Source organism: Streptomyces buecherae, from assembly GCF_014295035.1.
GTDB classification, from domain to species: Bacteria; Actinomycetota; Actinomycetes; order Streptomycetales; family Streptomycetaceae; genus Streptomyces; species Streptomyces youssoufiensis.
In genome coordinates this window covers 8,102,036-8,128,834 of record NZ_CP060404.1, presented here as the reverse complement: position 1 = coordinate 8,128,834, position 26,799 = coordinate 8,102,036, and the positions used below count along the sequence as shown (strand labels likewise).

At 73.5% G+C, this 26,799-nt stretch carries 11 protein-coding genes; 1 reads left to right on the top strand and 10 read right to left on the bottom strand.

What is annotated here, in order from left to right; genetic code table 11:
• Positions 1–53 precede the first annotated feature (53 nt).
• The 7 genes from H7H31_RS32215 to H7H31_RS32180 form a co-directional block, all read right to left on the bottom strand.
• Complete coding sequence (locus tag H7H31_RS32215; protein ID WP_232110190.1) at positions 54–1,757, bottom strand: MFS transporter; 1,704 nt, start codon at positions 1,755–1,757, stop codon at positions 54–56.
• 90 nt (positions 1,758–1,847) lie between these two features.
• The gene (locus H7H31_RS32210) at positions 1,848–4,457 is read right to left on the bottom strand and encodes an SDR family NAD(P)-dependent oxidoreductase (RefSeq protein ID WP_187118188.1); all 2,610 of its coding nucleotides are present in this window, start codon (positions 4,455–4,457) and stop codon (positions 1,848–1,850) included.
• A gap of 58 nt (positions 4,458–4,515) precedes the next feature.
• Positions 4,516–7,602, bottom strand: coding sequence for a beta-ketoacyl synthase N-terminal-like domain-containing protein (locus H7H31_RS32205; protein WP_187118187.1), 3,087 nt, complete (start codon positions 7,600–7,602; stop codon positions 4,516–4,518).
• 25 nt (positions 7,603–7,627) lie between these two features.
• Positions 7,628–9,265: an ACP S-malonyltransferase gene (locus H7H31_RS32200; RefSeq protein ID WP_187059860.1), complete on the bottom strand. Its 1,638-nt coding sequence runs from the start codon at positions 9,263–9,265 to the stop codon at positions 7,628–7,630.
• An 86-nt stretch (positions 9,266–9,351) separates the two neighbouring features.
• Positions 9,352–12,342 carry a thioester reductase domain-containing protein gene (locus H7H31_RS33535; protein ID WP_197995981.1) on the bottom strand — a complete coding sequence of 997 codons (2,991 nt, stop codon included), beginning with the start codon at positions 12,340–12,342 and terminating at the stop codon, positions 9,352–9,354.
• The gene (locus H7H31_RS32185; RefSeq protein ID WP_187118186.1) at positions 12,339–20,756 is read right to left on the bottom strand and encodes a non-ribosomal peptide synthetase; all 8,418 of its coding nucleotides are present in this window, start codon (positions 20,754–20,756) and stop codon (positions 12,339–12,341) included. The genes H7H31_RS33535 and H7H31_RS32185 overlap by 4 nt, the downstream gene beginning before the upstream one ends.
• Positions 20,757–21,322: 566 nt before the next feature.
• A complete protein-coding gene (locus H7H31_RS32180; RefSeq protein WP_187063071.1) occupies positions 21,323–22,186 on the bottom strand; it encodes an SCO6745 family protein in 864 nt (287 codons plus the stop codon).
• A gap of 452 nt (positions 22,187–22,638) precedes the next feature.
• Here H7H31_RS32180 and H7H31_RS32175 point away from each other — a divergent pair, with 452 nt between their 5' ends.
• Positions 22,639–23,061 (top strand): cold-shock protein, encoded by a 423-nt coding sequence (locus tag H7H31_RS32175; protein WP_187063070.1) that lies wholly within the window; start codon positions 22,639–22,641, stop codon positions 23,059–23,061.
• A gap of 195 nt (positions 23,062–23,256) precedes the next feature.
• Here H7H31_RS32175 and H7H31_RS32170 read toward each other — a convergent pair whose 3' ends face one another.
• The 3 genes from H7H31_RS32170 to ngcE form a co-directional block, all read right to left on the bottom strand.
• A complete protein-coding gene (locus tag H7H31_RS32170) occupies positions 23,257–24,177 on the bottom strand; it encodes a carbohydrate ABC transporter permease (RefSeq protein ID WP_187063073.1) in 921 nt (306 codons plus the stop codon).
• A gap of 96 nt (positions 24,178–24,273) precedes the next feature.
• A complete protein-coding gene (locus H7H31_RS32165; protein WP_187063069.1) occupies positions 24,274–25,188 on the bottom strand; it encodes a carbohydrate ABC transporter permease in 915 nt (304 codons plus the stop codon).
• A gap of 51 nt (positions 25,189–25,239) precedes the next feature.
• Positions 25,240–26,673, bottom strand: a complete 1,434-nt coding sequence (gene ngcE / locus H7H31_RS32160) for an N-acetylglucosamine/diacetylchitobiose ABC transporter substrate-binding protein (protein ID WP_187063068.1) — start codon at positions 26,671–26,673, stop codon at positions 25,240–25,242.
• Positions 26,674–26,799: the final 126 nt, after the last annotated feature.

The window sequence follows — 26,799 nt, the reverse complement described above, 5'->3', positions numbered from 1 at the left end:
GGGGTTACCGGGCCGGCCCGCGACGGTACGGGGGCGCCCGCGGGCGGGGCGCGTCAGGCGGGCACCGGGGCGGAGTCCGGGCCGGGCGTGGGCTCGGCGCCGGCGCCCTCCCGCGCGCTCGCGTGCAGGTCGCGGCGGCGGATGAAGGCGAAGGCGACCACGGCGCCGAGCGCGCACACGGCCGCGCACAGCGCCATCACGTCGGTCAGCCCGGAGACGAAGGCGGTCCTGGCGGCCTCGGCCACCGGGTCGGCGAGGTCCGCGGGAACGTCGGCGACGGCCTGGCCCTGGCCCTCGGCGGCCACCGCGGTGCCTACCTCGTGGGCCCGGTCGCCGAGTTGGTCTCCGGCGTCCGAGGCCGCGAAGGCGTCGGTGACCCGGTGGTGGAAGAGCGCGCCGAAGGCGGCGATGCCCACGGCGACGCCCACCTGTTGGAAGGTCTCCCCCATGCCGGAGGCCATGCCGGCCTTCTCGGGCGGCACCACGCCGATGGTGACGGCGGCGCGGGGCGGGTTGAACAGGCCCATGCCGATGCCGGTGACGATCATGCTGGGCAGCAGCGCGGTCCAGGAGCTGTCCGGCTCCACCAGCGTCACCAGGCCCATGCCGGCGGCGATGAAGCCGATGGACAGGCCCACCAGCAGCCCTGGCGGCATGGTCTGGAGCAACCCGCCGGTCAGGGCGGCCACCACGAACAGCGTGAGCATCATCGGCATCAGCCGCAGGCCGGTCTCCCAGGGCGAGAAGCCGAGCACGTTCTGGATGTAGGAGATCTGGAGGAAGACTGCGGCGAGGCTGGTCGCGTTGGAGAGGAAGGTGGCCACGCAGATGCCGCCGAAGGTGGGGATGCGCAGCAGGCTCAGGTCGAACATGGCCCGCTCGCCGAGGTGCCGCTCGATGGCCACGAAGGCGATCATGAGCACGAGGGCTCCGCCGAAGGCCGCCAGGATGGGGCCGCTGGTCCACCCGGAGGACTCGCCGCGCAGGAAGCCGAGCACGAGCAGGGTGAGCGACGCCGCGAAGGCGACCATGCCCCACCAGTCGACGCGGTGCGCCTGTGGCTGTCGCGACTCCCGCAGGTGCACCGCGCCCGCGAGCAGGGCGGCCACCCCGATCGGCACGTTGACCAGGAAGATCCAGCGCCAGCTCAGCGCGTCCGTCAGCAGCCCGCCCACCAGCGGCCCGAAGGCCAGCGCGAGCCCGGCGACGGCGCCGAACAGTCCGAAGGCCATGCCGCGGTCCTTGCCACGGAACTCGTGGCCGATGAGGGCGGGGCCGACGGAGAACAGCACGGCGGCGCCCACGCCCTGGACGCCACGGGCCAGGTTGAGCGCGAGCACGTCCTGGGCCAGGCCGGCCACCAGCGAGGACAGGGTGAAGACCACCAGGCCGACGGTGAATACCCGCTTGCGGCCCAGCCGGTCGGCCAGCGAGCCGCCGGTGAGCAGGAACGCGGCCAGGGTCAGGGTGTAGGAGTCGATGACCCACTGGAGGTCGGAGAAGCCGGCGTCCAGGGAGGTGCGCAGCTCGGGCAGGGCGACGTTCACCACGGTGACGTCCAGCATCAGCATGAACATCGCCACGCAGACCAGGCCCAGCGTCCACGGCCGGGCGCGCCGCGACGCCGCCTCCTCGGCCGCGTCGGGCGCCGGCCCACCGGGCGGGCCGGCCGGCCCGGCGTCCGGCGGTGGCGCCTGGTCTGGGGTGGGCTTCGGCGACTGGCCGGGGGGCCTGGCGTCGGCCGCTTCGGATGGCATCACGTACTCCGCATCGTCGGTGCTGGGTTCGGCGGCACCCGGGGTGCCGTGGTGGGCGTGCGCGGGCGGCGTGGGGCCGCCCGGGTGGGTCTACGCGGACGGGCCCGGTGGCGCGGCGGCGGTCGGGGCCTGCTGTCGCCAGGACGCGGTCGCCGGGTCGTACCAGCCCTTGACCGCGCCGCTGACGCCGGTGACCTGGAGCAGCACGCGGCCGTCCGGGGCGAGCGCGGCGTAGCGCTCGGCGTCGGTGGCGGCGTCGAACCAGTGGCGCAGCACGAGCCCTTCCGGGTAGGCGGCGGCCAGTTCCCGGTCGTTGGCCGTGGTGAACAGGTCCACGCTGGCCAGCGCCGTCGGCACCAGGACGGGGACGGCGCCCGGCCGGCGGCCGTCGAGCACGCAGGTGCGCAACAGGCAGTCGAGCGCCAGGCTGGGCAGCAGGAAGCCGTCAAAGGGGGCGCTGTCGCGCACGGGTGCCAGGCGCAGCGCGGCCGACCCGCCGTCGGGCTCGAAGCGCGGCTCGCTCAGCGCGTCGAAGACGCCGCCCAACCGCACGGGGGTGCCCGGCAGCCGGTAGGTGTTGGGGGCCGGCGTGCCGGGCCCGGCGGGCGGCGGGCACCAGGGGCCGACGGGTGCGCTGCGGGCCAGGTGCACGACCATGCGGGTGTGCTCGCGCTCGGGGACCGGGCCCTGGGGCGGGCTGGTGACGCGCACCCGTATCCGCCCGGGCCCCTCGGTGGTCGCCGTCACCCGCAGGGTGCGGGGCCAGCGGTGCCGTGCGGCCCGGATGAACTGGGAGAGCACCACGTCCGTGATCCGCACCGGCGTCAGCCCTGGGGCGAGTTCGGCCGCCGCCTCGGCGGCCAGTTCCAGGATGAAGGTGCCCGGCACCGTGGGCCGCCCGTCCACGAGGTGGTCGAGGAGGTAGGGGTGACGGTCGAGGCTCACCTCGCAGTCCCAGACGGACGAGGCCGCGGGGGCGGCGGAGTCGGAGGCCGCCACGGGGGCGCTCCCGGCGGGGACCTGCCGTGGCGGGCCGGTGAGGAAGGCGCGGGCCGGTGGGCGGGGCGCGGCGGCGCGCGGCGGCTCCGGCGCGGCCTCGGCCAACGCCCGGCAGGCGGCGCGGAAGCCGGGCGCCGCGCGCTCCAGGGTGGCCCAGTCCAGGTCGCCGATCCAGGTGGTGGCCAGGCCGTGGCTGCCGCGCCCGGCCAGTTCCGTACGGTAGAACGCATGGCCCTGGGCGTCGGTGAGTTGCCCGATCTCGGCCTGGCGGGCCAGGAACGCGCCGCCCGGCGTGTCGGCCGACGCCATCCCCGACTCCACCCACAGGCCGGAGACCAACGCGACCTCGTCCCGGCCGTCGGCGCGGGCTTGGGCCGCGGCGAGCAGCAGGAACTCGTTGGCCGCGCCGTAGTCCGGCTCCCCGCGCAGTCCGGTGAAGGCGGAGATGGAGCTGAGCGAGCACCACAGCGCAGGCCGGTGGCCGCGCAGGGCGGCCCGCAGGTGGGCGTAGCCACGAACCTTGACGTCGCGCACGGTGCGGAAGTCGGCGAGCCGCTTGCGCTCCAGCGCGGCGCTGCGGGCGAGCCCCGCGCCGTGCAGCAGCACGTCGACACGGCCCTCGCGGGCGAGCACCTCGCCGATCACGCGGTCCACCGCCGTGGCGTCCAGCACGTCGCACTGCCGGTAGTGCACCCGGTCCGGGCCGCACACCTCTGTCAACGCGCGCAGCGTTCCGGCCCGTTCGGCCTGTTGCACGGCGCGTTCGTAACGCCTGCCCAGGGCGGCCAGGTTCTCGCCGGGGTGGCGTGGCATGAGGCGGCGCACCGCCTCCACCTTGGGCAGCGCGGCCAGTTCCACGTCGCCCGGGTCGGGCTCGGGGCCGGTGCCGATCAGCCATACGGAGCGGGGCGCGCCGGCCGCGACGATCTCGTGCACGAGGTGGGCGGTCAGGCCGCGCGCGCCACCGGTCGCCACGATCACCGGGTCGGCCGGCAACCCGAGGCCGGCGGTCCCCGGCCGGTCCGTGGCGCCGGCCCGGTGGTCCTCGCGCACCGGGATGAGCGTGAGTTCGCCGCGCTGGCCCGCGCTCTGGTAGGCGAGCGGCAGGTGGCGGTGGAGGGCGGACTCGGCGGCGAGCTGGGTGAGCCCGGTGTCGGCGTCGGCGGCGTCGGTGAACAGCGCGTACACCAGGGCGCCCGGCAGCTCCTGCTCCAGGCTGCGCACCAGGCCACCGAAGAGGCCCGCGTGCGGGCGGGGGGTGGGGCCGTCGAGCGCGGCCAGGGCGAGCACCGCGTAGCAGCCACCGTCCCGCAGCGGCCCGGCGCAGCTCTGCGCGGCCACGAAGGCCAGGTCGTGCAGGTCGAGCAGGCGCTGCGGCACGCCGTCCGCGTCGGCCACGTACGCCGCCGCGCGACCGGCCTCCGCGCGGAGCGCGCCGACGACCACCCGGACCTGGGCGGCGCCGGCGCGCCCCCGGGCGGCGAGTGCGGCGGGCAGGTCGGCCGCGTCGTCCAGGTGGAGCACGGTGGGGCCGCCGGGCGGGGCCGGGTACGCGGCGGGGGCCGGCGAGGCTGCCGACGCGGGGGCCACGACCAGGCAGTCGGGCGGACAGTGCGCGGCCACGGCGGCCGGGTCGTCGGTGACGACGAGCGCCCCGGCGGGCAGGGCCGGCAGCGCCGTGCGCACCGGACGCGGCGGCACGGGCCGCAGCGTCACGGCGTGTCGGGCCAGGTGCTCGGCGAGGGACGCCTCGGCGGCGCTAGCGGCCTGGTCGGGCCGCTAGCGCCGTGGGCGCCGGCCGCGCGTTCGGCTCGCGCGCCGCGTCCGCCGTGCGCACCGCGTCCGGCGGTGCGCTCACCCGGAGCGCGGGCGTGTGGGCGTCCTCCGTCGGCCGCAGCAGGACGCCGTCGCCCGGTGCGCGCAGGGCGCGCAGCAGGGCCACGGCCCCTTCGGCGCCCCGGTAACCGCGCTCGTCGCCCGCCGCGTGTCGCCGCGTTCCCCGCGTCGTGGGGTCGGGCGCGGTGGGCGGGGCGATGGCCAGGGTGCCGAGTACGGGCAGGGAGTGGGCGCGGGCGACGCTGAGCCGGGTGAGCAGGTGGCCCACGGCGGCGTCGGCGGGCTGTCGGCCGTCCGGGCTGGGCAGCAGCGGGCTCACGGCGTTGACGCCCATGACGACGGCCAGGTCGAGTTCGCCGTCCCGCAGGTAGCGCACGGCGGTCGCCAGGGCGGAGTGGGTCGAGTCGGCGCCGGCGTCCAGGGTCATGTTCGGGCCGTGCAGGTCGAGCCGTTGCACCACGCGGGCGGCGATGATGTTGGGCATCAGGCCGGGGTACGAGTCCTCGCTGGTCGGCGGGGTCAGGGCGCGCACGGCGTCGCCGAGCAGCGCGGGCGGAAGGCCGGCCGGGTCGGTGAGCTTGGCGGTGAGGTCGCCCAGGTAACAACGCAGGTCGTGGGCGAGCGCGGAGCGGGTGGGCCCGGTGTGCCCGACGAACACGCCGGTGCGGGCGCGCAGCGCGGCGTCCGACAGCCAGTCGCCGGCGAGTTCGTCGGCGCACCGCAGGGCCATCACCTGACTGCGGTCGAGCGCCGCCAGCGCGGACGGCGCGAGGCGCGCCTCGACCGGCGAGGGCATCGGGTAGGCGTCGCCGAAGGTGGCGGGCCAGTCGGGGGCGCCCCCGGCCAGCCAGCGCCGGACGCGCGCGGCGTCCGGCAGGTCCGGCAGGTGGGTGCCGGTGGCCACGACCACCACGGGGTCGTACGCCCCGTCGGGCGAGACCGGGGCGCACGCGCCGGAGGATGTTCCGTCAGCCGCCACGGCGCGCGGGCCGGCGGTGGCGAGGGGGGCCGCGTCGGCGGCGGGCCGGTCCGTACGGGTGGCGGGCGAGGGTGCCCCCGTGCGGTGGTCGCCGCCGCGCGGCCGGTCGGAGAGCAGCAGGTGCCCGTTGGTGCCGCCGAAGCCCATCGCCGAGACGCCCACCAGACGGCGGCGCTCGGGTCGGGCGGGCCAGGGGAGTTCGCGCGTGGGCACCTCGACGCTCGCCGCGACATCGGCGGGGAGCGCGGCGAAGCGGGACTGCGCGGGGATGGCCCCGTGCCGCAGGGCGAGGAGCGCGTGGATGGCGGAGACCGCGCCCGCGGCCCACCCCGCGTGCCCGACCAGGGACTTGTTGGAGGTCATGGTCCAGGTCTTGTCCGGGCCCGCGCTCTGGCCGAGGGCCGTCATCTCGGTCCGGTCGCCGGTGGGGGTGCCGGTGGCGTGCGCCACGACCCAGTCCACGTCCGCCGGTTCGGCCCGCGCCTGGGTCCAGGCCCGGTCCAGGGCGATCCGCTGGCCCGCGGCGTTGGGCGCGTAGATGGCCTTGCCCCGCCCGTCGGAGGAGCCGCCGAAGCCGGCCACGAAGCCGAGCACCGGATCGCCGTCGGCGCGCGCCCTGGCGTACGTCTTGAGGGTCAGCATGGCGGCCCCGTCGCTGAACAGGACGCCGCCGGCCCCGGCGTCCAGGGCCCGCACCTCGCCGGTCCTGGACAGACCGTGCAGCTTGGCGAAGAGGACCATGCTCTGCGCGCTCAGCGCGAAGGCACCGCCGCACAGGGCCACGTCGCACTCGCCGGCCCGCAGGGCCCGCGCACCGAGGTCGATGGTGTAGAGCGAGGAGGAGCAGGCCGTGTCGACCACGACGATCTCCGCGTCGGGCGGCAGGTCCGGGGCGGCGAGCCGGGCGATGCGGTGCGGCAACACCTCGTGTGGCGCCGCCGCGCCGAGCGGGTACAGCGCGTCCAACCCGGCCGGCACGTCGGCGCCCGCCGCGCCGAGGAGGCCGCGCACGCCGGTGGTGACCAGGCTCTGTTCCAGGTGGTGGCTGCCGTCGGGGGTGAGCCCGACGGCGAACAGGTGCCGGTCGGACGCGCGGATGGTCACGTCGTCGGTGGCCTGGAGCAGCGAGTGGCGCAGCCACCGGGCGGTGAACTCGTCGCTGGCGAACCGCCCCGCGGCGATCTCCTCGCGCAGCCGGGGGTGCGGTACGAAGTCGCGCATGAAGCCGGCGACCCGGGCGTACGTCTTGTCCTCGGCGGCCGGGTCGGCCGACCACAGGGTGGCCAGGTCGAGCCGGTCCCCCGGCTCGCCGAACATCGGCTCGCCGGCCCGCAGCAGGTCCCAGAACGCCTCGGGCGAACTGGCCCCCGGCACGGCGAGCCCCATGCCGACGACGACCACCTCGTCGTCGACGGGCGTGGGGTTGGCGGGCGTGGGGTCGGCCGCCGGCCGGGGTGCGGCGGTCGCGGGAGGCGGTGTCTGGGCTGGTGGCGGCTCGGGGGCCGGCGTCGCCTCGCCGGTGAGGGTCAGCGTCTGGCCGTGCAGGGCGCCGGCGTCGGGGCCGAGCAGGAAGCGGACGAGCGGGGCGACGGCCCGGGCCGCGTCCGTGGGCGCGTGCACGGCGTGGGTCCGCACCGGCGCGCGGCCACCCGTGGCGGGTACGGCCGACGGCGCGCTGGGCTCGGGGGTGGGGTCACCCACGGTGGCGCGCCCGGCGTCGCGGGCCGGGTGGGACGGGCCGGGCGGGCCGAGGGTGACATGCACGATGGCGCCGCAGCCGCGCCCGGCCAGCTCGGCCAGGGTGGCGGCGGACGGGGCGCGGTGCGCGGCCGGGGTGGGGCTGGCGGCCACGGTGACCAGCGCGTCGATGGCGCCCTGTCGGTCGGCGGCGGCCAGCGGATCGCCGGAGTGGTCGGGTACGACGTGGGCACCGTCGGCAGCGAGTTGGCGGGCGAGTTCCCCGGCCGCTGCCGTGCCGTCGGAGGCGACCAGGATGACCGGGCGGGCGGGGTGGGCGGACTGCGGCGTCATGCGGGGCTCCGTGATCGTCGGCCGGTCAGCGTCCGGTGGCCCGGGCGGCGGCTATCAGCTCGGCCAGCTCGGCGAGCGTGGACTGGGCCAGGAAACGACCACCGTCAACCGAGGCATCCAACCCGAAATGCGCCGAGACCTTCCCCAACATCTCCGCCCGCTTCAACGAGTCGATCCCCAGATCCGCCTCAAGATCCGCGTCCCCCGTCACCGCCTCCACCGGATAACCCAACGTCCCCGCGTACAACTCCCGCAACTCACCCAACACAGCGCGCGCCCCGGTTTCCTCCCCCGCGATCTCACCGGAGGCCGGGACCGCTTCGGGGACCAGGGTGGGAGCGGCGGCCGAGGCCGGGCCAGAGGCCAGGGTGGGAGCGGCGGCCGAGGCCGGGTCGGCGGTGCGGGTGGGCGGTGCGGCGGTCGGGGACGCGGCGCCGGGGTCGGTCGGCCGGCCCGCCGCGGCGGTGACCAGCTCGGCCAGTTCGGCGAGCGTGGACTGGGCCAGGAAACGACCACCATCGACCGAGGCGTCCAACCCGAAGCGCGTCGACACCTTCCCCAACATCTCCGCCCGCTTCAACGAGTCGATCCCCAGATCCGCCTCAAGATCCGCGTCCCCCGTCACCGCCTCCACCGGATAACCCAACGTTCCCGCGTACAACTCCCGCAACTCACCCAACACGTCACGCCCACCACCCCCCAGCGTCGCGGCGTCGACGGGAGCGGGCACCGGTCCGGCGCCGGTCGCGGGCGCGGCGGACGTGTCGGTCGTCGACTCGGTGCTGACGTCGGGGACGCTGCGCCGCACCAGGCCGGCGAGCCCGGCCGCGCCGCACTCCACGAAGTGCTGGGCGCCCGCGGCGTGCAGTTCCCGGACGGCGGCCAGGAAGGGCACCGGTGCGGTCAACTGGCGGGCGAGCAGGGCCTTGAGGTCGGTCGCGTCGGTGACGTGGCTCCCGGCGACGGGTGAGTAGACCAGCGCGCGCAGCGGGCGCTGGCGTACGTCGGACACGGCCGCGGCGAACGCCTCGGCGGCCACGCCGAGCAGCGGGCCGTGGAAGGGGAAGGGCGCGGGCAGCCGTACGGCGCCCACCTCCAGGGCCGAGGCCACGCGCGCCACGGTGGCCAGGGCCTCCTCCGGGCCCGAGACGACGGTGTGTCGGGGCGCGTTGGTCACGGCGACGGCCAGCCCCGGCGCGGCGACGGCCCGTACGAGGTGTTCGGCGCGGCCGGCCGGCAGCGTGAGGGCGAGCATGCCGCCGGGCTGTGGGCAGTGGGCGAGCAGGGCCAGCGCGCGGTGGCACACCAGGCGGGCGCCGTCGGCGATGTCGAAGGCGCCGGCGTAGGTCAGTGCGGCGATCTCGCCCATGCTGTGCCCGACGAGCACGTCCGGGCTCCGGCGGTGGGCGGCGCGCCGGGCGCTGGCCAGCGCGGCGGCGTACAGCGCCAGTTGCAGGGTGAAGGAGTCGTCCTTGGCCAGCGTGGCCGCGTCCGGCGCGTCCGGGTCGGTCAGCAGGCCCGACACTCCCCCGCGGCCGAACTCGCCGGCCACCGCGTCGGCGATGTGCAGCACCTCCGCGACCTCGGTCGCGGTCTCGCCCGCGAACATCCCCGGCACGTAGCCGCCCTGGCCCGGCAGGAGAAAAACGGTCTCGGCCGCCATCTCGGGTCCCCCTCGTCCTCGTTCGTCTCGTGTTGCTGTGTGCGTGGGTCACGGGCGGCGCGCCGGGCGCGCCGCCCACGGTGGCGTCACCAGGTGACGGGCAGTTCGCGCAGTCCGTACAGGACCATGTCGTGCCGGAACGGCAGCTCCGTCAGGGGCACCCCGAGCCGCAGGGTGGGAAAGCGCTCGAAGAGGCCGGCGAAGACGGTGGTCAGCTCGACGCGGGCGAGGGTGAGGCCGATGCACTTGTGGAAGCCGTGTCCGAAGGCGACATGGGCCTGCGGCGAGGCGCGGTGGATGTCGAAGACGTCGGGCTCGGGGAAGACGCTGGCGTCGCGGTTGGCGGCGTTCAGCATGACCAGCAGGCCCTCGCCGGCCCGGATGTGCTGCCCGCCGACGGTCAGGTCCCGGGTCGCGGCGCGGGGCAGTCCGGCGTGGTTGATGGACAGGTAGCGCAGCAACTCCTCGACCGCCCGCGGGTACAGCGCGGGGTCGGCGCGCAGGTCGGCGAGTTGGGTGGGGTGTTCCAGGAGGGTGGCCGTGCCGAGGCCGATCATCTGGGCCATCGTGTCGTAGCCGGACAGCAGGAGCAGCATGACCAGGCCCACGAACTCGTCGTGGCTGAGCGTGCCGTTCGCCTCCTGCTCGGCGAGTCGGCCGAGCATGTCGTCGCCGGGCGCGCGCTTCTTCGCGGTCACCAGCCGGTCGAAGTACGCCATGAGTTCACTGGCCGCGTTCTCGGCCTGCTCCGGAGTGCTGGAGCGGTCGAGGACGGTGTCGGTGAGGGTGATGAAGACGGACTTGTCCTCGTACGGCACGTCGAGGAGTTCGCACATGACGGTCGCCGCCATGGGGAACGCGAGCCCGCCGATCAGGTCGGCGCCGGGGCCCTTCGCCTGGAGGTCGTCGAGCAGCCCGTCGAGCACCCGCCGCATGGCCGGGCGCTTGCGTTCCATCTGGCTGATGAGGAACTCGCGGGTGACCAGGCGGCGCAGCCGGGTGTGGTCCGGCGGGTCCTGGTTGAGGAAGAAGCCGGGCGGCAGCGGCGTGTCGCCGGAGATGTACGAGGGGTAGCCCGGGCTCTTGGGGTCGGAGCTGACGCGCAGGTCGGTCAGGACGGCGCGGGCGTCCTCGTGCCGGGTGACCACCCACACCAGCTCGCCGCGCGGGGTGCGGACCCGGAAGACCGGCTGTGCGGCGCTGAGTTCGCGGTAGGCGGGCGGCGGGTCGAGCGGGTGGGCGCGGGGCATCGGGAAGTCGGGGACGGCGTCGGTGGCCGGCCGCGCGTTCGGCTCGGGGGCCGGGGTGGGGGCCGTGGGGTTGGCGGCTTCCGGGGTGCTGGTGGTCATGGTGGTGCGCTCCAGGGGCTCTGGACCGGGCTGGGTGTCGGGCCCGTCGCCGTCGGGGGCGGGCAGGTAGCCGGTCGAGACGAAGTAGCTGAGGTAGCGGCCCATCAGGTCGCGGTCGACCGGCGGGCAGGTGATGCCGGACCCGGCCAGCGCGGCGCTCAGGTGCGTGGCGTCGAACTCGGGCCTGCTGCCGGCGAACCCGACCTCCTCGGCGGGGCCCTCCGGGCCGAACAGGGGCAGGTAGGGGATCAGTTCGTTGTCCTCGCCTCGGGCGGCGGCGTCCGTCAGCTCGCCGTACCAGGCGTCGTAGGGGAGCTTGCGCAGCCGGTAGCCGCACTCGGTGATCAGCTCGAAGATCCGGTTCATGCCGAGGGCGCCGGCGCCGGGCAGGTTGAACACGCCGTGTTCGCGTACGCCGCCGAGCGCGATGTGCGCGACGCTGGCGGCGACGAAGTCCACCGGCACCAGGTCGACGGCCATGTCGAAGTCCAGGTAGGCGCCCAGTTGCAGGCAGCCCTTGATGAGGTGGTTGATGAAGGTGTCGGCGGAGCAGACGCCGGTGGTCCGCGCGCCGGTGATGGGGCTCGGCCGGTAGACGTGGGTGGGGATGCCGCGCTCGCGGGCCGAGGTCATCAGGTTGTCGGCCACCCACTTGGACTGCCGGTAGCCGCCGGCGACGCCGTCGGCCACGGTCAGCCGCTCCTCCGGCCAGGTCCGCGCGCCGCGGTGTCCCGGGTAGACGCCGGTGGTGGAGACGAAGTGCACGGGCTTGACCCGGGTGCGCCCCGCGAGCCGCAGCACCTCCAGGGCGCCGAGGACGTTGACCGGCTTGATCTTCGGGTAGGGCACGAGCCAACTGGAGATGGCCGCGTTGTGCACGATCATCTCGACCCGCTCGGCCAACTCCCGGTAGGTGGACGGGGTCAGCCCCAGGTAGGGGCGGCCGGTGTCGCCGGGCACGCCGCGCACGCGCGCCGCGTCGTCCTCGCGCAGCAGCCCGTACTCGGCCAGGTTGGCCCGTACCCGCTCGGTGGCCCGCGCCGGGTCCTCGGCGCGCACCAGGACGTACACGGTCGCGGTGGAGCGCTCCAGCAGCTCGCGCAGCAGGAACGCGCCGGTGTACCCGGTGCCACCGGTGAGCAGCACGGTCCGGTACGGGGCCGACGCCGGCGGGAGGGCCGACGCGGTGGGCCGCACGTCGTCGGGGAGCGTCGCGTCGGCGGCCATGTCCCGGGCCGCGACGCCGCGCGGGCTCGCCGCCTCGCTGACCACCACGTCGGGCTGGTCGCCGACCATCCGGGCCAGGTGGGCGACGGTGGGCTCCTCGAAGAGGCGGCGCAGGTCGACGCGGACGCCGTACGCCTCCTTGACCTGGCCGGCCATCCGCAGGACGGTCAGCGAGTCGCCGCCGAGGTCGAAGAACCCGGTCTCGACGCCGACCCGGTCGCTGCCGAGCAGGTCCTGCCAGAGGCCGGCGAGGCGGGCCTCGACCGCGGTGCGCGGGGCGACGTAGTCGCTCGGGGTCTCGGCCTCGGCGCTCGGCGCGGGCAGGCTTGCCCGGTCCACCTTGCCGTTCGGCAGCTTCGGCAGCTCGGGCAGGACGACGAAGTGCGCGGGCACCATCGGCTCGGGCAGGTGGGCGCGGGCGTAGCCGCGCAGGGCGGAGCGCAGGCCGGCGGACCAGGTGGAGGCGAGCGGATCGTTGGCCAGCGGTCGGTGTGGGCTCATGACGGGTCCTTCGGGTCTGCCGGGTCTGCCGGATCTGCCAGGGCGGCCGGGTGCGCGGTGGCGGGCCGGTGATCGGCGGGCGGCTGGTCGCCGGCTGGCGCCGGGTCGCCGGGTGGGGCGCCCGCCGGGGCCGTGCCCCGAGGGACTGGGTCGGCCGTCGTGGGGTCGGCGGGTTGGAACAGCGCGTCGAACCGGTCGAGTCGGCCGTCGTCGGGGACCAGCAGGCGGACCGTGTGGCCCGTTCGCGCGGCCAGCTCCCACACGTCCTCGGGGTGCGCGCCCGCGTCGGCGTCGGCCGTGTCCGCCGTCAGCTCCCACAGGGCACGCTCCACGTCCCAGGCGGTGGTGGCCTCGCCGGCGTCCGCGGCCTCGGCGAGCACGCGTACGGCCGCGGCCGTGCGCACCAGGCGCCGGTTGGGGATGCCGGTCACCAGGACGGGGCCGCCGGCCCGCGCGAGATGGCCGCGGAGGGTCTCGGTGGCCGTGGCGCCGGCGGGCGCCGGCGCGTTCGGGTCCGCGTAGGCGACGACGCGCGGGGCGGGCGTGGCCGCCGGCTCGCCCGGGCGTGGCGCGTCGTCCGGGCCGGCCGTCGCCGGGGGCGCGAACAGCGTCACGTCGTAGCGGAAGAGCGAGAGTTCGTTGTCGGCCCGGCCGCGCTTGAGCTCGACGCGCACCCGCACGTCACCCGGCGCCTCCGCGGCGAACTGTCGGAAGAACGCCGGGGACAGGCACAGCTCCCGCTCCTCGCGGGCCTGCCGGTCGACGGCGGCCCGGATCTCGGCCACCGTGTGCACGGGGGTGGCGCGGTGCAGTTGTACGGCGGTGTGGAACTCCGGCAGCATCTCGACCGAGCGCACGTCCCCGACGAAGACCGCGCCGCCGGGGCGCAGCGCGCGCAGCGCGTCGGTGAGCACGGTGCGCAGGTAGCCGGTGCCCGGGAAGTACTGCACCACCGAGTTGAGGACGACGGTGTCCAGGCTGCCGGGCGCGAGCGTGGCCAGGTACTCGGGCCCGGCGTGGGCGAGCGTGACATGGGCGGGCAGCGGGCGGCCCGGGCCCAGGCAGCGGGCGGCGGCGGAGAGCGCGGCGGGTGAGATGTCCACGCCGTGGTACGCGTCGGCCCGCTCGGCCAGCGAGCGCAGCACCAGGCCGACGCCCACGCCGATGTCGGCGACCGCGCCGGGCCCCAGCGCCCGCACCCGCTCCACGGTGTGCGCCAGCCACTCGCGCATCTGCGGCTCGGGGATGGGCTCGCCGGTGTAGCTGCTGAGCCAGCCCGCGAAGGGCGAACCGGTCGCGTCGTCCGCGCCGCCCGCTTCGGTCGGGTCGGTCGCGTCAATGGTGTCCTGTGCCGTGTACGCGCTCTCCCACACCTCGCTCCAGCCACGGACGTGGGCCTCGCGCGCCGCGTCGTCCGACGGCGTGCTGGCGGGCGCGACGTAGGCGACCAGTTCGGTGCCGCGCGGGCCGTCGACGGCCGTGACGGCGACGGCGGAGACTTCGGGGTGGCGCGAGAGCACGCTCTCTACCTCGTCCGGCTCCACCCGGTGGCCGAGGATCTTCACCTGCCGGTCGATCCGGCCGAGGAACTCGAGGACGCCGTCGGCGCGGCGGCGCACCCGGTCGCCGGTGCGGTAGTAGCCGTGTCCGTCGTCGGCGGTGACGAAGCGCTCGGCGGTCAGTTCGGGGCGGCCCAGGTAGCCGGCGGCGACGCCGTCGCCGCCGATCCACAGCTCGCCGCTGACCCCGATCGGCACCGGGTGGCCGTGCGCGTCGGCCACCCGCACCCGGGTGTTGGCGAGCGGGGTGCCGATGGGAACGGTGGTGCCGGGTTCCCCGTCCGGGTCCAGGGCGTGCGCGGTGGACCAGATGGTGGTCTCGGTCGGCCCGTACATGTTGAACACCGCGACCTTAGGCAGCGCCTCGCGTAGCCGCTCGGCGAGGCCGGGTGGGAACGCCTCGCCGCCGACGAGCAGCGCGCGCAGGTGGCCCAGCGCCTCCAGCGCCTCGGGTTCGGTGGCGATGGCGCTCAGCAGCGAGGGGGTGCCCTGGGCCAGCGTCACCCGGTGGCGCGCGCACAGCTCGGCCAGCGAGTGGCCGCTGTCGGCGACCTCCTGTTCGTGCGCGTCCCGTAGCTTGTCGACCCAGCCGAGACTGTCCATGACGGCGGCGGGCTCGACGCCGAAGTCGATCAGGCAGGCGATCTCGTCCACGCCGGCGGCGGAGAGTTCGCGCACCAGGTCGGCGCAGGTCTCGGGGGAGCCGAAGAGGCCGGAGGTCGCGAAGTAGCGGTCGATGGCCAGGTCGACGACGGCCTCCAACTGCTCGCGCGCGCCCATCTCGGGCAGGTCGTGGCCGGTGGTGGCGAACACCGTGCGCCACAGCTCGGTGGAGCTGAGCAGGTAGTCGCGGAAGGGGTCCCGGGCTCGCTCGCGCGCCTGGTCCGGGTCGTCGGACAGGAAGGTGTGCACCATGACCGTCACCTGGCCCGGGCCCTGGTGCCCGGCCGCCGCCCTGGCCTCGCGGTAGGCGGCGAGGCGCTCGGCGAGTTCGGCCGGGGTCTGGCCGAGCAGGTGGGTGAGGAGGTTGGCGCCGGTGGCGCCGGCCTTGCGGAAGGTCTCCAGGGTGCCGACGGAGGTGAGCCAGATGGGCGGCTCGTCCTGCACCGGGGCGGGGAAGATCCGCACGTCCACCTCCTCGCCGCTGCCGCCGACGCGGCGGACCGGCTCGCCGCGCCACAACGCGCGGAACTCGGCGAGCTGGTCCGCCATCACCCGCTTGCGGTCGGCGAAGTTCTCCGGGCGCAGCACGAAGTCGTTGGAGTTCCAGCCCGCGGCGAAGGCGAGCCCGACCCGGCCGCCGGAGAGGTTGTCCACCAGGGACCACTCCTCGGCCATGCGCACGGCGTCGTGCAGCGGGGCGACCACGCTGCCGCTGCGCAGGGCGACGCGGTCGGTGATCGTGGACAGGGCGGCCGACATGACCGAGGGGTTGGGGTAGAGGCCGCCGAAGGCGTTGAAGTGCCGTTCGGGGGTCCACACCGCCTCGAAGCCGTTGCGGTCGGCGAACCGGGCCGCGTCGAGGACGAGTTGGTAGCCGGCCCGGTTGTCGTCGCCGCCGGACGCGGCGAAGAAGAACAGGCTGAAGGTCGCCGCCCGCTCGCGGGTCGCGGCCTGCGGCACCAGGTTGCTGACGACGCGCTCCCCCGCGAGTACCACCTTGGCGCCGTGCGTGAGCGGCCACAGCAGCTCCGTGACGGAGATGTCGAAGGAGACGCTGGTGACGGCGAGCACCACGTCGTCGGGCTCGCAGCCGACCCGCTGGTCCATGCCGGTGAAGTAGTTGACGGCGTTGCGGTGCCGTATGGCGGTGCCCTTGGGCGCGCCGGTCGACCCGGAGGTGTAGATGACGTACGCGGTGTCCTCGCCGTCGATCGCGCGCCCCAGCGGCTGGCCGGGCCGGGCGGCGATGGCCTCGGCGTCCGCGCGCACGTCCACCAGGCGGGGCGCGGTGAGCCCCTCGGGGATGCCGGGGCCCTGGATGAGGCAGCTCAGGTCGGCGTCGGCGGCGATGGTGGCCAGCCGGCCGCGCGGGAAGCCGGGGTCCATGGGGACGTAGGCCGCGCCGGACTTGAGGACCGCGAGCAGGGCCACCACCAGGTCGGGGCCGCGCCGCAGGCTCACGCCGACCAGGTCGCCACGACCGACGCCGAGCGCGGCCAGGTGGTGGGCGAGCTGGTTGGCCCGGGTGTCGAGCCCGGCGTAGTCCAGTTCCTCGTGGCGGTGGGCGAGGGCCACGGCCCGGGGTCGCTCGGCGGCCCGGCGCTCGATCAGGCCGTGCACGGTGGCGCCGCGGTCGTACTCGGCGACCGGGCCGTGCCAGGCGGCCAGTCGCCGGTGTTCGGCCGGGTCCAGCAGGTCCAGGGTGTGGACGGGGGCGCTTGGGTGGTGGGCGGCGTGCTCCAGGGCGCGGGCGTAGTAGCCGGCGAGGCGGGCGCAGAACTCCGCCGGCAGCACGGCCGGGTCGCAGTCCAGCCAGAGTTGCAGGCCGCCGCCGTCCGGGTCGACCAGGAAGTTGACGGCGAGCGGGTAGTTGGTCTCGGCGACGCCCACGGTGACCGTCATGGGCAGGCCCTGGCCGTGCCGCCGGTCGCGGTGGAAGTCCATGAAGTTGACGTAGGCGTCGAGCCGTGGCTCACGCCCCTGGTCGTCCCGCATCCGGGCGTACGGGTAGCGGCGGTGGGCGGCGCTGTCCCGCTCGTGGGCGAACGCCGTCCGGGCCGCGTCCAGGACGGTGGCCTGGGCCAGGTCGGCGCGGAGAGGGAGGGTGTTGAGGAAGACGCCGATGGTGGCGTCGCCGCCGGGCACCTCCAGGCGGGCGTTGGCGACGACGCCGGTGAGCACCTCGTCCCGGCCGCCGACCAGCCGCAGCACGGCCAGGTGGGCGGCGGTCAGCAGCGACTTGAGCGGCAGTCCCGCGGCCTTGGCGTGCGCGCGCAGGCGGGTGGCGGTCTCGGGCGGTACGGGCACGTCGTAGCGGCGGCTGCCACCGCCCTCGTGCGGGCCGGGCGCCGAGCCGGCAACGGCGGCCAGCGGGCCTTCGCCGGCGCCGGTCAGCACCCGGCTCCAGTAGTCCTGGGCGGCGGGGTCGGCGGTGGCGGCGCGCTCGGCGGCGACGAAGTCGCGGTAGGTGGCGGCCACGGCGGGCAGGTCGAGCGGTGCGCCGGCCAGGTGGGCGGCGTAGTGCTCGACGATCTCCTCCAGCATCCGCATGTCGCTCCACCCGTCGAGCACGACGTGGTGCTCCACCACGGACAGCTCGAACTGGTCGGGCCCGCACGGGTGCGCGGTGAACCTGAGCAGCGGTGGCTCGGCGGGGTCGAAGCGGGTGAACTTGGCCCGCTCCACCCAGGCGCGGATGGCCGCGCGCCGCTCGTCCTCGCCCAGACCGCCGAGGTCGTCGCCGCGTTCGAGGGGCACGGTGACCTGGTGGTGGACCAGTTGCAGCGGCTCGGAGTAGCGCGTCAGGTCGAAGGAGCAGCGCAGCGAGGGGTGGCGGCGGGCGACGTCGGCCAGGGCCGCGCGCAGCGCGTCGAGGTCGAGCCGGGCGGCCACGCGCACGCTGGTGACCACGCGGTAGACGGCGGAGTCGGTGGCGTAGGCGGCGTGGTAGAGCATGCCGGCCTGCATGGCGCTGAGCGGGTACGCGTCGTCGAGCCCGGCGGGCAACAGCTCCCGGTCGGCCGGGGTGAGAAGCCCGAACGGCTCGGTGCGCGGCGCGGCGTCGGCGACCGGGCGCAGCACGCGGGCCAGTTCGCGCACGGAGGGGCCGGCGAAGAGCTCGGCGACGGCGAAGGTGTGGCCGCCGCGCTCGGTCTCGGCGCGCACGCGCAGGGCGTGCATGGAGTCGCCGCCCAGGGTGAAGAACGAGTCGTCCACGCCGAAGTCGGCGACGCCGAGCACGGTGGCCCAGGCCGCGTGCAGCAGGTGCTCGGCCGAGGTCTCGGGTGGCGTCGCCGGCGCCTGGTCAGGTTGGGCGCCGGGGGCCGGCAGGGCGGAGCGGTCCAGCTTGCCGTTGGGCAGCAGCGGCAGCGCGTCGATGACCAGCAGGTGGGCGGGGACGAGTTGGCTGGGCAGCCGCTCGCGCAGCCAGGAGAGGAGCGCGCCGCTTTCGGGCGCCGGTACCTGCCCGTCGGACCTCGGCACCACGTGGGCGACCAGGTGGGGCTGCCCGTCGGGCCGGTGCGGGGCGCTGACCACGGCCTGCGCGAGCGCCGGGTGGCCGAGCAGGACGCTCTCGACCTCGCCGGGCTCCACCCGGAAGCCGTTGACCTTGATCTGGTGGTCCAGGCGCCCACCGTACAGCAGGGCGCCGTCCGCGCGGCGCACCACGCGGTCGCCGGTGCGGTAGAGGGCGCCGGCGCCGTACGGGTTGGGGCGGAAGGCGGCGGCGGTCAGCTCGGGGCGGCGCAGGTAGCCGGAGGCGACCTGGACGCCGCCGATGTGCAGCTCCCCCGGCAGGCCGTCGGGCACCGGCTGTCCGGCCGCGTCGAGCACGTACAGGCTGGTGTTGGCGACCGCGTGGCCGATCGGCACCGGTCCGGCGGCGTCGCCGGGCCGGCAGCGCCAGTGGGTGACGTCGATGGACGCCTCGGTGGGCCCGTACAGGTTGTGCAGCTCGATGGCCGGGTCCGCCTCGCCGGGCGCGTAGCGGGCGAAGAAGCGGCCGACGGTCTCCGGGCGCAGCGCCTCGCCGCTGCACAGAACCCGGCGCAGGCTGGGAAGTTCGGCGGCGACGGGTTCGGCGAGGAACAGGTCGAGCATGGAGGGCACGAAGTGGGTGGTGGTGACGCCGTACGTGCGGATGGTCTCGGCGAGGGCCCGCGGGTCGCGGTGCGCGCCGGGGGCGGCGAGCCGCAGGGTGGCGCCGGCGAGCAGCGGCCAGAAGAACTCCCAGACGGACACGTCGAAGGTGGTCGGCGTCTTCTGCAACACCTGGTCTTCGGCGCTCAGTTGGTAGGTCTCCCGCATCCACAGGAGTCGGTTGACGACGCCGCGGTGCGGCACGACGACGCCCTTGGGGCGGCCGGTGGAGCCCGAGGTGTAGATGACGTACGCGGTGTCGTCCGGGCTCGCGCCGGCGGCGGGCGGCTCGGCCGCGGGCAGGATGGGCAGCAGGGTGTCGGTCGCGATGAGGCGGGCCCCGGTGTCGGCCAGTTGGGCGGCGAGGTCGGAGCGGGTGAGGACGGCGGTGGGCGCGGCGTCCTCGATCTGGAAGGCGAGTCGGGCGGCGGGCAGTTCCGGGTCGAGTGGCAGATAGCCGGCCCCGGCCAGCAGGACGGCCAGCAGCTCGGCGACCAGGCGGGGCGAGCGCTCGTCGTGGACGCCGACGAGGTGGCCCGGGCCGACGCCGAGGGAGCGCAGGTGGGTGGCGATGCGGGCGGCCTGGTCGACGAGTTCGCGGAAGCTGAGCGCGGTGTCCGCGTAGCGCACGGCCACCGCGTCGGGGGTGCGGGCCGCCTGGTCGAGGACGAGTTCGTGCAGGCAGCGGTCGAGGTCGTAGGCGCGGGCGTGCGCGCGGTCCTCGGCCGCGAGGCGGGCCCGCCCGGCCGGGTCGAGCAGGTCGACGCGGCCGACGGGGTGGTCGGTGGGGGCGGTGGTGAAGGCGTCGAGGAAGGTGCCGAGGCCCGCCCGGTGCGCGTCCAGGGTGCTGGCCTCGTGCGTGTGCGGGGCGGCGTCGACGCGCACCCGTACGTCGGTGCCGTCGGTGCCGCCGTAGAACTCGATGGCCACGTCGCGCACGGGGCCCGAGGAGACCTGGTGGACGGCGCCGTCCCGGGTGCCGAAGCGGATCGCCCCGTCGAAGGGGATGACGTTGACGACCACGCCGGAGGGGTCGGCGGCGCCCTGCTGGGCGCGGAGTTCGCGGTGCAACTCCTCGCCACGGTAGCGCTGGTGGCTGAGGAGTTCGCTGACCCGGCTGGCGACCTGTTCGACCAGTTCGCCGCAGGTGGTCTCGGGCGTCACGGCGAGCCGCAGCGGCAGCACGTTGGCGAACATGCCGGGGGTGGTGAGGGCGGCGCGGCTGGTGCGGGCGCGCACCGGCAGGCCGATGACCAGGTCCGACTGCCCGCTCACCCGGTGCAGGTAGCCGGCGGTCGCCGCGATGACCACCGCTGACCAGTGCGTCTGGTGGTGGGCCGCGCTCTGGCGTACGTGCTCGACACGGGCGGGTGGGCCGTGCCGCGGGGCGGGGACGGCGGGCGGGGTGCTCGCGTCGCCGAGCCGCAGCGGCTCGGGAGGCTCGGCCATGGTGGCGAGCCAGTGGGCGCGGTCGGCGGCGTGCTGGTCCGACGCGCGGTAGGCGCGCTCCTCGGCGAGCAGGTCGGCGAGCGGGGCCCAGGCGGTGGGCCGGGCGGCGACGCCGGTGACCTGCGCCGTGTACAGCGCGCCCAGCCGCCGCCAGTACAGCACCTGGCCGTAGCCGTCCAGGACGATGTGGTGGTAGCGCAGGAAGAACAGTGACCGGTCGGCGGTCAGTCGCAGCAGGGTGTGGCGGACCAGCGGCCCGTCCGCGAGGTCGGTGGGGCGGGCCAGGTCGGCGTGCATCCACTCCTCGGCCGCCCGCTCGGGATCGCGCTCCCCGTCGAGTCGTACGACGCGCAGCGGGTCGGCGGACTCGGCCAGGTACTGGTGGGGCTCGCCGTCCTCGGTGGCGAACCGCAGCCGCGGCGCCTCCGTCTCGGCGGCGACCAGACGCACGGCCTCGGCGAGTTTCCCCTCGTCGACCTCTCCGTTTATCTCCACGTAGCCGCCGCAATTGTGGAGCGCGCCCGTTACGTCGATGTGGTGCGCGATCCATATTTCTCTCTGGGCGGCCGACAAGGGAAGGCGATGTCCCGCGAAGGTGTTCACGAGTGACTCCTCAGATGTGTTTCAGGCAGGCTCGACACCTCATCCGCCATCGCCAACCCGACGCTTTGGAAAACCCTTTTACGAAGACCCTCGCGGGTCGGGTTCTCCTTATCGCCGAACGCGCCGCACCGCGCTGCGCGAGCAGGGTGACCACACCGCGCGCCAGGCCGGCTCGTCCGCGAAATGCCTGGTCAGTTCGGTACGACGGCGGGGCCGTAGGCGGCCCGACGCCGGTGGAAGAGGTTCGGAATGAGGTCCGAGTAGCTGCCCCCCGTTAGGCAACAAGAACCCGTCAGCTACGTTTCGGTGCCGCTCATCTCCTTCGCGCCCGTCGTACCGGTGGAGTCACGCTCGTAAGTGGCTCGCGCCGACTCCGGTTCACATGACCGGAATCGGTCGAGGGTGGGATCCGCGTACTGTTTCGCCGCGCCCGTACGGTGCGGATCGCGCGGCTGCGGAATTCCCACGAACCCGTGCAGCATCTCATCACATCGCTCGACCCAGTCAAGCCTTTCGGGATTCAAATTTCCCGTTCCCCGGTGGGCCCCCGAATCGCCATCGGCGCCTCACCCCTTGCCCAGCTGTGCCAGCGGCAGCCCGTCGCCGGCCAGTACGGCCTTGCCGAGCGGCCCGGCCAGCTCCGTCAGGCGGCGCGTGCCGGCCGCGCCCAGGTGGCGGTAGGGAGCGAGATCGAGCCGATCGGTCTCGGCCTCGATGGACCGGCGCAACTCCATGCCCCGCTCCGTCAGTTCGCCGTCGTCCCGTAGCAGGCCGCGCTCCCGCAGGCGATCCTGCGCGGCGGCCCAGTCGGTGGCGGACCAGCCACGGTTGGCCTGGAGGTACCGCGGCTTCCAGCCGGTGCCGGTGGCCGAGTGGGTCACCAGCGCCTCCAGGCCGTCCAGGCCGGCGGCCGAGAGCGCCATCAGGTGACCGTCGCCGCGGTGTTCGCGCAGCAGGGTCCCGGCGTGCCACAGCGCCAGGTGCGGCGTGTCGGGGACGGGCAGGTCGGCGTTGGCCGAGTACAGCGGTCGCGCGGGGCGCCCGCACCCCTCGGCGGCCCGCAGCGCGAGGTCGGCCGCCTCGGCCACCTCGCGGGAGGCCAGCGCCTCGGGCCCGAGCAGCCGTCGCAGGCAGGCGTCCACGATCCGCGGCCGGGTGGCGAGCACCCGCTCCGGCGCGGCCACCTGCCAGGCGCGCGGCAGGTGCCGGGCCACCAGGGCGGGTTGGAAGTTGTAGAACATCGCCACCACGGCGCCCGGGCCCACCGGTCCGAGCGGTGCCGCCCGCCCGGCGAGGTAGGCCATCGGTCCGCGCTCCAGGCCGAGCGCCGCGTACGCGTCGTCGTGCTCGGGCGCGAAGTAGTAGGCGGCGTGGACGGGATGCAGCGCGTGGTAGCAGCGTCGCGCCTCACGCGGAGTGGGCGTCGTCATGGCCGGCACGCTAGGACCGATGTCGCGCCACCACAGGGCGCCGTCAGGGAACGTGTCTCATCCCTGCCAACCCGGTGCGTCACATCCCATCAGAAGGCGGACAGTTCACGCCCTCGGTGCCGGACATGGCACCAGGCTGCCTCGCCGGCCCCGACGCGACCGGCCTGGGGCGGCGGATTGGGGCGGCGGGGCGAGCGACCGTGGGGGTGGCCCACACCCAGGTGAACCACTTGGGTGTGCCGAACGCAGCGTGCGTCACGCGCGGTGTTGTGGGGGCCGCATGCCGGTGTCGTGGGGGGCCGGCGCCACCCTCGTGGTCGCTGTCGGTGGGTGTGTTGAGCACGGGCAGGACGCCCCTTCCCGTACGGAGTTTTCCTTGTAGGCTGTGAACGGCGTCGGCGAGAGACGCCGCTGGTTGTGGTAGCGATTGACTGAGTTGTGGGGTATTCGCGGTGGCAACGGGAAAGATTCTGCGGTTTGACGAGGTCCGCGGCTATGGGTTCATCACGCCGGATGACGGCGATGAGGACGTGTTCATGCACGCGAACGACCTGCGTAGCGACAAGTCCCTGTTTCGCCCGGGGCTTCGGGTCGCTTTCGATATCGAAGATGGTCAGCGCGGCCTGAAGGCTTCGGATGTGCGGCTGATCGAGCGCTCCGCTCCGGCCGGCACGGTGACCGGGGACGTGGTCCGCCCGCGCGTGCGCACCGAGGCCGAGGATGGCACCTGTGACGTGCTGACCTCCGCCGAATTCCAACTCGAGCTGACGGAAGCGCTGTTGCACGCCGTTCCCTCGCTCACCGGAACGCAGTTGGTGCTGGCGCGCAAGCGCATCATCGAACTGGCCCAGGAGCACAACTGGGTGGAGTACTAGAAATACCGCGAGCCGCGAAGGCCCGTTGACGGGCCGGTCTCCTCGTCGTCGCGTACCGCCTGTCCTCTGGTGATGCGGGGCGGCACTCGCGTTCGACGCGGTTGAACTGGATCGTGCTCGATATTCCGCGTAAGCCGCCGGGCTGGTGCCCGGCGGCTTACGCGTGTCCGGGGCCGGAGGGTCAGGGCGGGCCGGCTATTTCAGCGAGCCGGCGGTGAGGCCGGCCTGGACCTGGCGTTGGAAGATGATGTAGACGGCGAGGACGGGGATCATGGCGATGAGGAGGCCGGAGAAGAGGACGGCCCAGTTGCCTTTGTATCCCTGGGAGACGGCGAGTTCCACCAGTCCCTGGGGGAGGAGTTTGTCCTTCTCCTCGCCCTGGTTGAGTACGTAGGGCAGCATGTACTGGTTCCACTGGCCCAGGAAGTTGAAGATGCCGATGCTGATCAGTCCTGGTTTGGCCATGGGCAGCATGACCTGGAAGAACGTGCGCGTGTGCGAGGCCCCGTCGATCATCGCCGCCTCTGCCACGGAGGTGGGCAGGGTTTTGAAGAACGAGGTCAGGAAAAAGACCGTGAAGGGCAGCGAGTACGCGATGTAGACCAGGATCAGGCCGTGCTTGGTGTTGAGCATCTCCATGTTCTGCAACACGAAGTACAGCGGCACCAACGCCAGCACGATGGGGAAGCTCATGCCGCCGACGAACAGGTAGTAGATGAACCGGTTCCCACGGAACTCGAACCGCGCCAGGACGTAGGCGGCCATGGCGCCCAGCAGCATGGTGCCGAAGAGGGAGCCGGCGACGACGACGGCCGAGTTCAGGAAGTACCGGCCCATGTTCGCGGTGTTCCACGCGTCGGACCAGTTCTGGAAATGCAGCGACGAGGGCAGCGACCAGGGCGAGGTGAAGATCTCCCGGTCGGTCTTGAGCGAACTCATCGCCGCCCACAACAGCGGCAGCGTGACCAACAGTCCCCACACGGCCAGAATGCCGTGCGAGAACACGTTGAGCACCCCACCGGCGCGGTCCCCACGCTGCCGCCCGGCACCCGACACCGTCGGCGGCGCGACTTTCACGGGGGGTTGCGCGCTGGGCAGTTCCAGCGCCGTGGGCATGTCGACCAGGTCCTTGGATGACAGCTCTCCGCTCACGGCGCGTTCCTCTCCACGTCAGGGCGTACGCGTACGACAGGGGCACGGTGTGCTGGCATCTCAGAACTCCAGCCTTTCTCGGCGGCCGAGGCGCATGACGATCGCCGCGAAGATCATCGTGACGATCAGCAACGCCACCCCCAACGCGGTGGCATAACCGGCCTGCCCGTCCCGAATGCCCTTCGTGTACACGAACCACGTCAGGACCTCGGTCGAGTAGTCAGGACCACCGGGACCGACCGTCATGATCTGCACCACCGCGAACGCGTCCAACGCCAGGATGCCCATGTACACCCAACCGGTCTGCACGGTGTCCCACAGCAGCGGCAACGTGATCCGGAAGAACGTCGTGAACCGGTTCGCGCCATCCAACAACGCCGCCTCGTAGAAATCCCGGGGAATCGTGCTCATCGCCGCCGAGAACAACACCACGTAGAACCCGACGTTGCTCCACACCATCACCGCCATCACACACCACAACGCCAGGCTCGGATCACCCAACCAGTTGGGCTGCACCGAGTCCAACCCGATCCCCGACAGGAACGAGTTCAACGCCCCACTGTTCGGGTTGTACGCGAACTGGAAGATCAACGCCACGATCGCGATCGACAACACCTGCGGGAAGAAGTACACCACCTTGTACAGCGACGACCCCCGCACACCCGAGACCACCGCCCCCTTACGCCGCCCACCCACATTCAACATGAACGCGAAGAACAACCCCATACCCAGCGTCACCAAAGGCAACACCAGCAACAACACCAGATTGTTCCGCAACGCATGCCAGAACACATCATCATCCAGCAACTTACGGTAATTATCGAACCCCACCATCTGGAGATCCGAACTCAGACCACTCCAATTCGTGAACGAATAGTAGATAGCCTGGACGAACGGCGAGATCACAAAAACCGCGTAAATCGCCAACGGCAGGGCCAAAAACCCCACGATGAAGCCGTACTTACCGTGCCGCACTACTACCGACCCCACTCCTCGCCCGCGGGAAGCGCCACTGCCAGCGCGCCCTCACTTGTGCCGGTACTTCTTCACCGCGGAGTCCTTCGCCGTCTCATCCGCGAACTTCTGACACTTGGCCATGCACTCCTTCGGCGACATACGCCCCGCCATCATCTCGCCCAACGCCGCCACCCCGATCTTCTCCTTCTGCAACGTCACATACCAATCCTGCAACCGCGGATTGACGACGTTATCCCCCGCCTTCTTCCACAACTCCTGCGCCGACGCCAACCCCGGCGGAAGCCGCAACCCCTCCGTCCCACCATTAAGCGAGGACAGCGACGACACCTGCTGGATGAAGTTCTGCGTGGACTTCGTGCCCAACATGATCCGCAACAACTCCATACCGCCCCGCGGGTTCTTCGCGTTCTTCGGCACGATGAACGGCTCACCACCCGAAGCCCAGATCGTCCCGTACGGCAGCTTGTCACCCGCATCCAACGACGACGGCGCACCCACACCCATATCGAAGTTCTTCGGCGTGGTCTTCTTCGTCTCGTTCTCCACCCACGAACCGTTCGGGATGAACAACGCCTTCCCCTCGTTCCACGCCACCTGCGACTGAATATGATCCAGCCCCGGCGTGCCCTTGAGGACGTACCCCTTGGCCTGCAACTCGTGATACGCCTCGAACGCGGCCTTCACCGCGTCGTGCTTCCACGCGTTCGGCTCCAGGTTGTCGATGGCATCCAACGTCTCGCGGCCACCGATCTTCGCGATGAACGGATACAGACTGAACGGCAGGTAGTACGGGTACTTCCCCGGATACGTCCACCCCGCGATCCCCTGCTTCTTCGCCTCCTTACACAACGCCAACATCTCGTCCCAGGTCTGCGGATACTCCCAGCCGTGCTTGGCCAGCAACGACTTCGAATACCACACCCCGTAGATGGTGTAGGCGTAGTACAGGACCCAGACCTCATCCCCCTCGAACTGGCCCATCTCCAACACGCCAGGCCGCAGCGTGTCCCGCACCTTCTTGTTCGGATCATCCAGTGACGGCGCGTCCAACAACTCCCGCAGATCCGTGAGCTGGTCCTTCGACACCAACGTGCCGAAATCCATCTGCTCCGCACCCGAGTTGTCGATCAGATCCGGCGGCGTACCACCGTTGAACCGCGGCGCCAACTTCGCCTGGATCTTCTGCGTCGCCGAATGCTTGATCTTCCCGTCCGTCTTCGGATACGCCCTCACATACTCCGCCTGCGCGGCCTTCGCGTACTCCTCGCCGAAACCGCCGTCGAAGATGACGACGTCCAGCCCCGCGCTCTCGTTGACCGCCAGCGGATTCCGCGCCGACTTCTTGCCCTCGGCGACCTGCTGCGTGCCCCCGCCGCCGCCCGTCGCGCACGCGCTGAGCGCGGCGAGTGCGGGCACGGTGAGGAGGCCGGTCGCGGTGGCGCGCTTGATGAGGGAGCGCCGTCCCACGTCGATGGTTGTCATGCTCACACGCTCGCCTTCGTCGGGGGGTGTCGCGGCGACCCGGTCGGGGCTCAAGGATTCGCGCCACGTCCCGGACGGGTCCATGGACGCTCACGCGCGACCCTTGGACAAACGGGCACCCGCCCG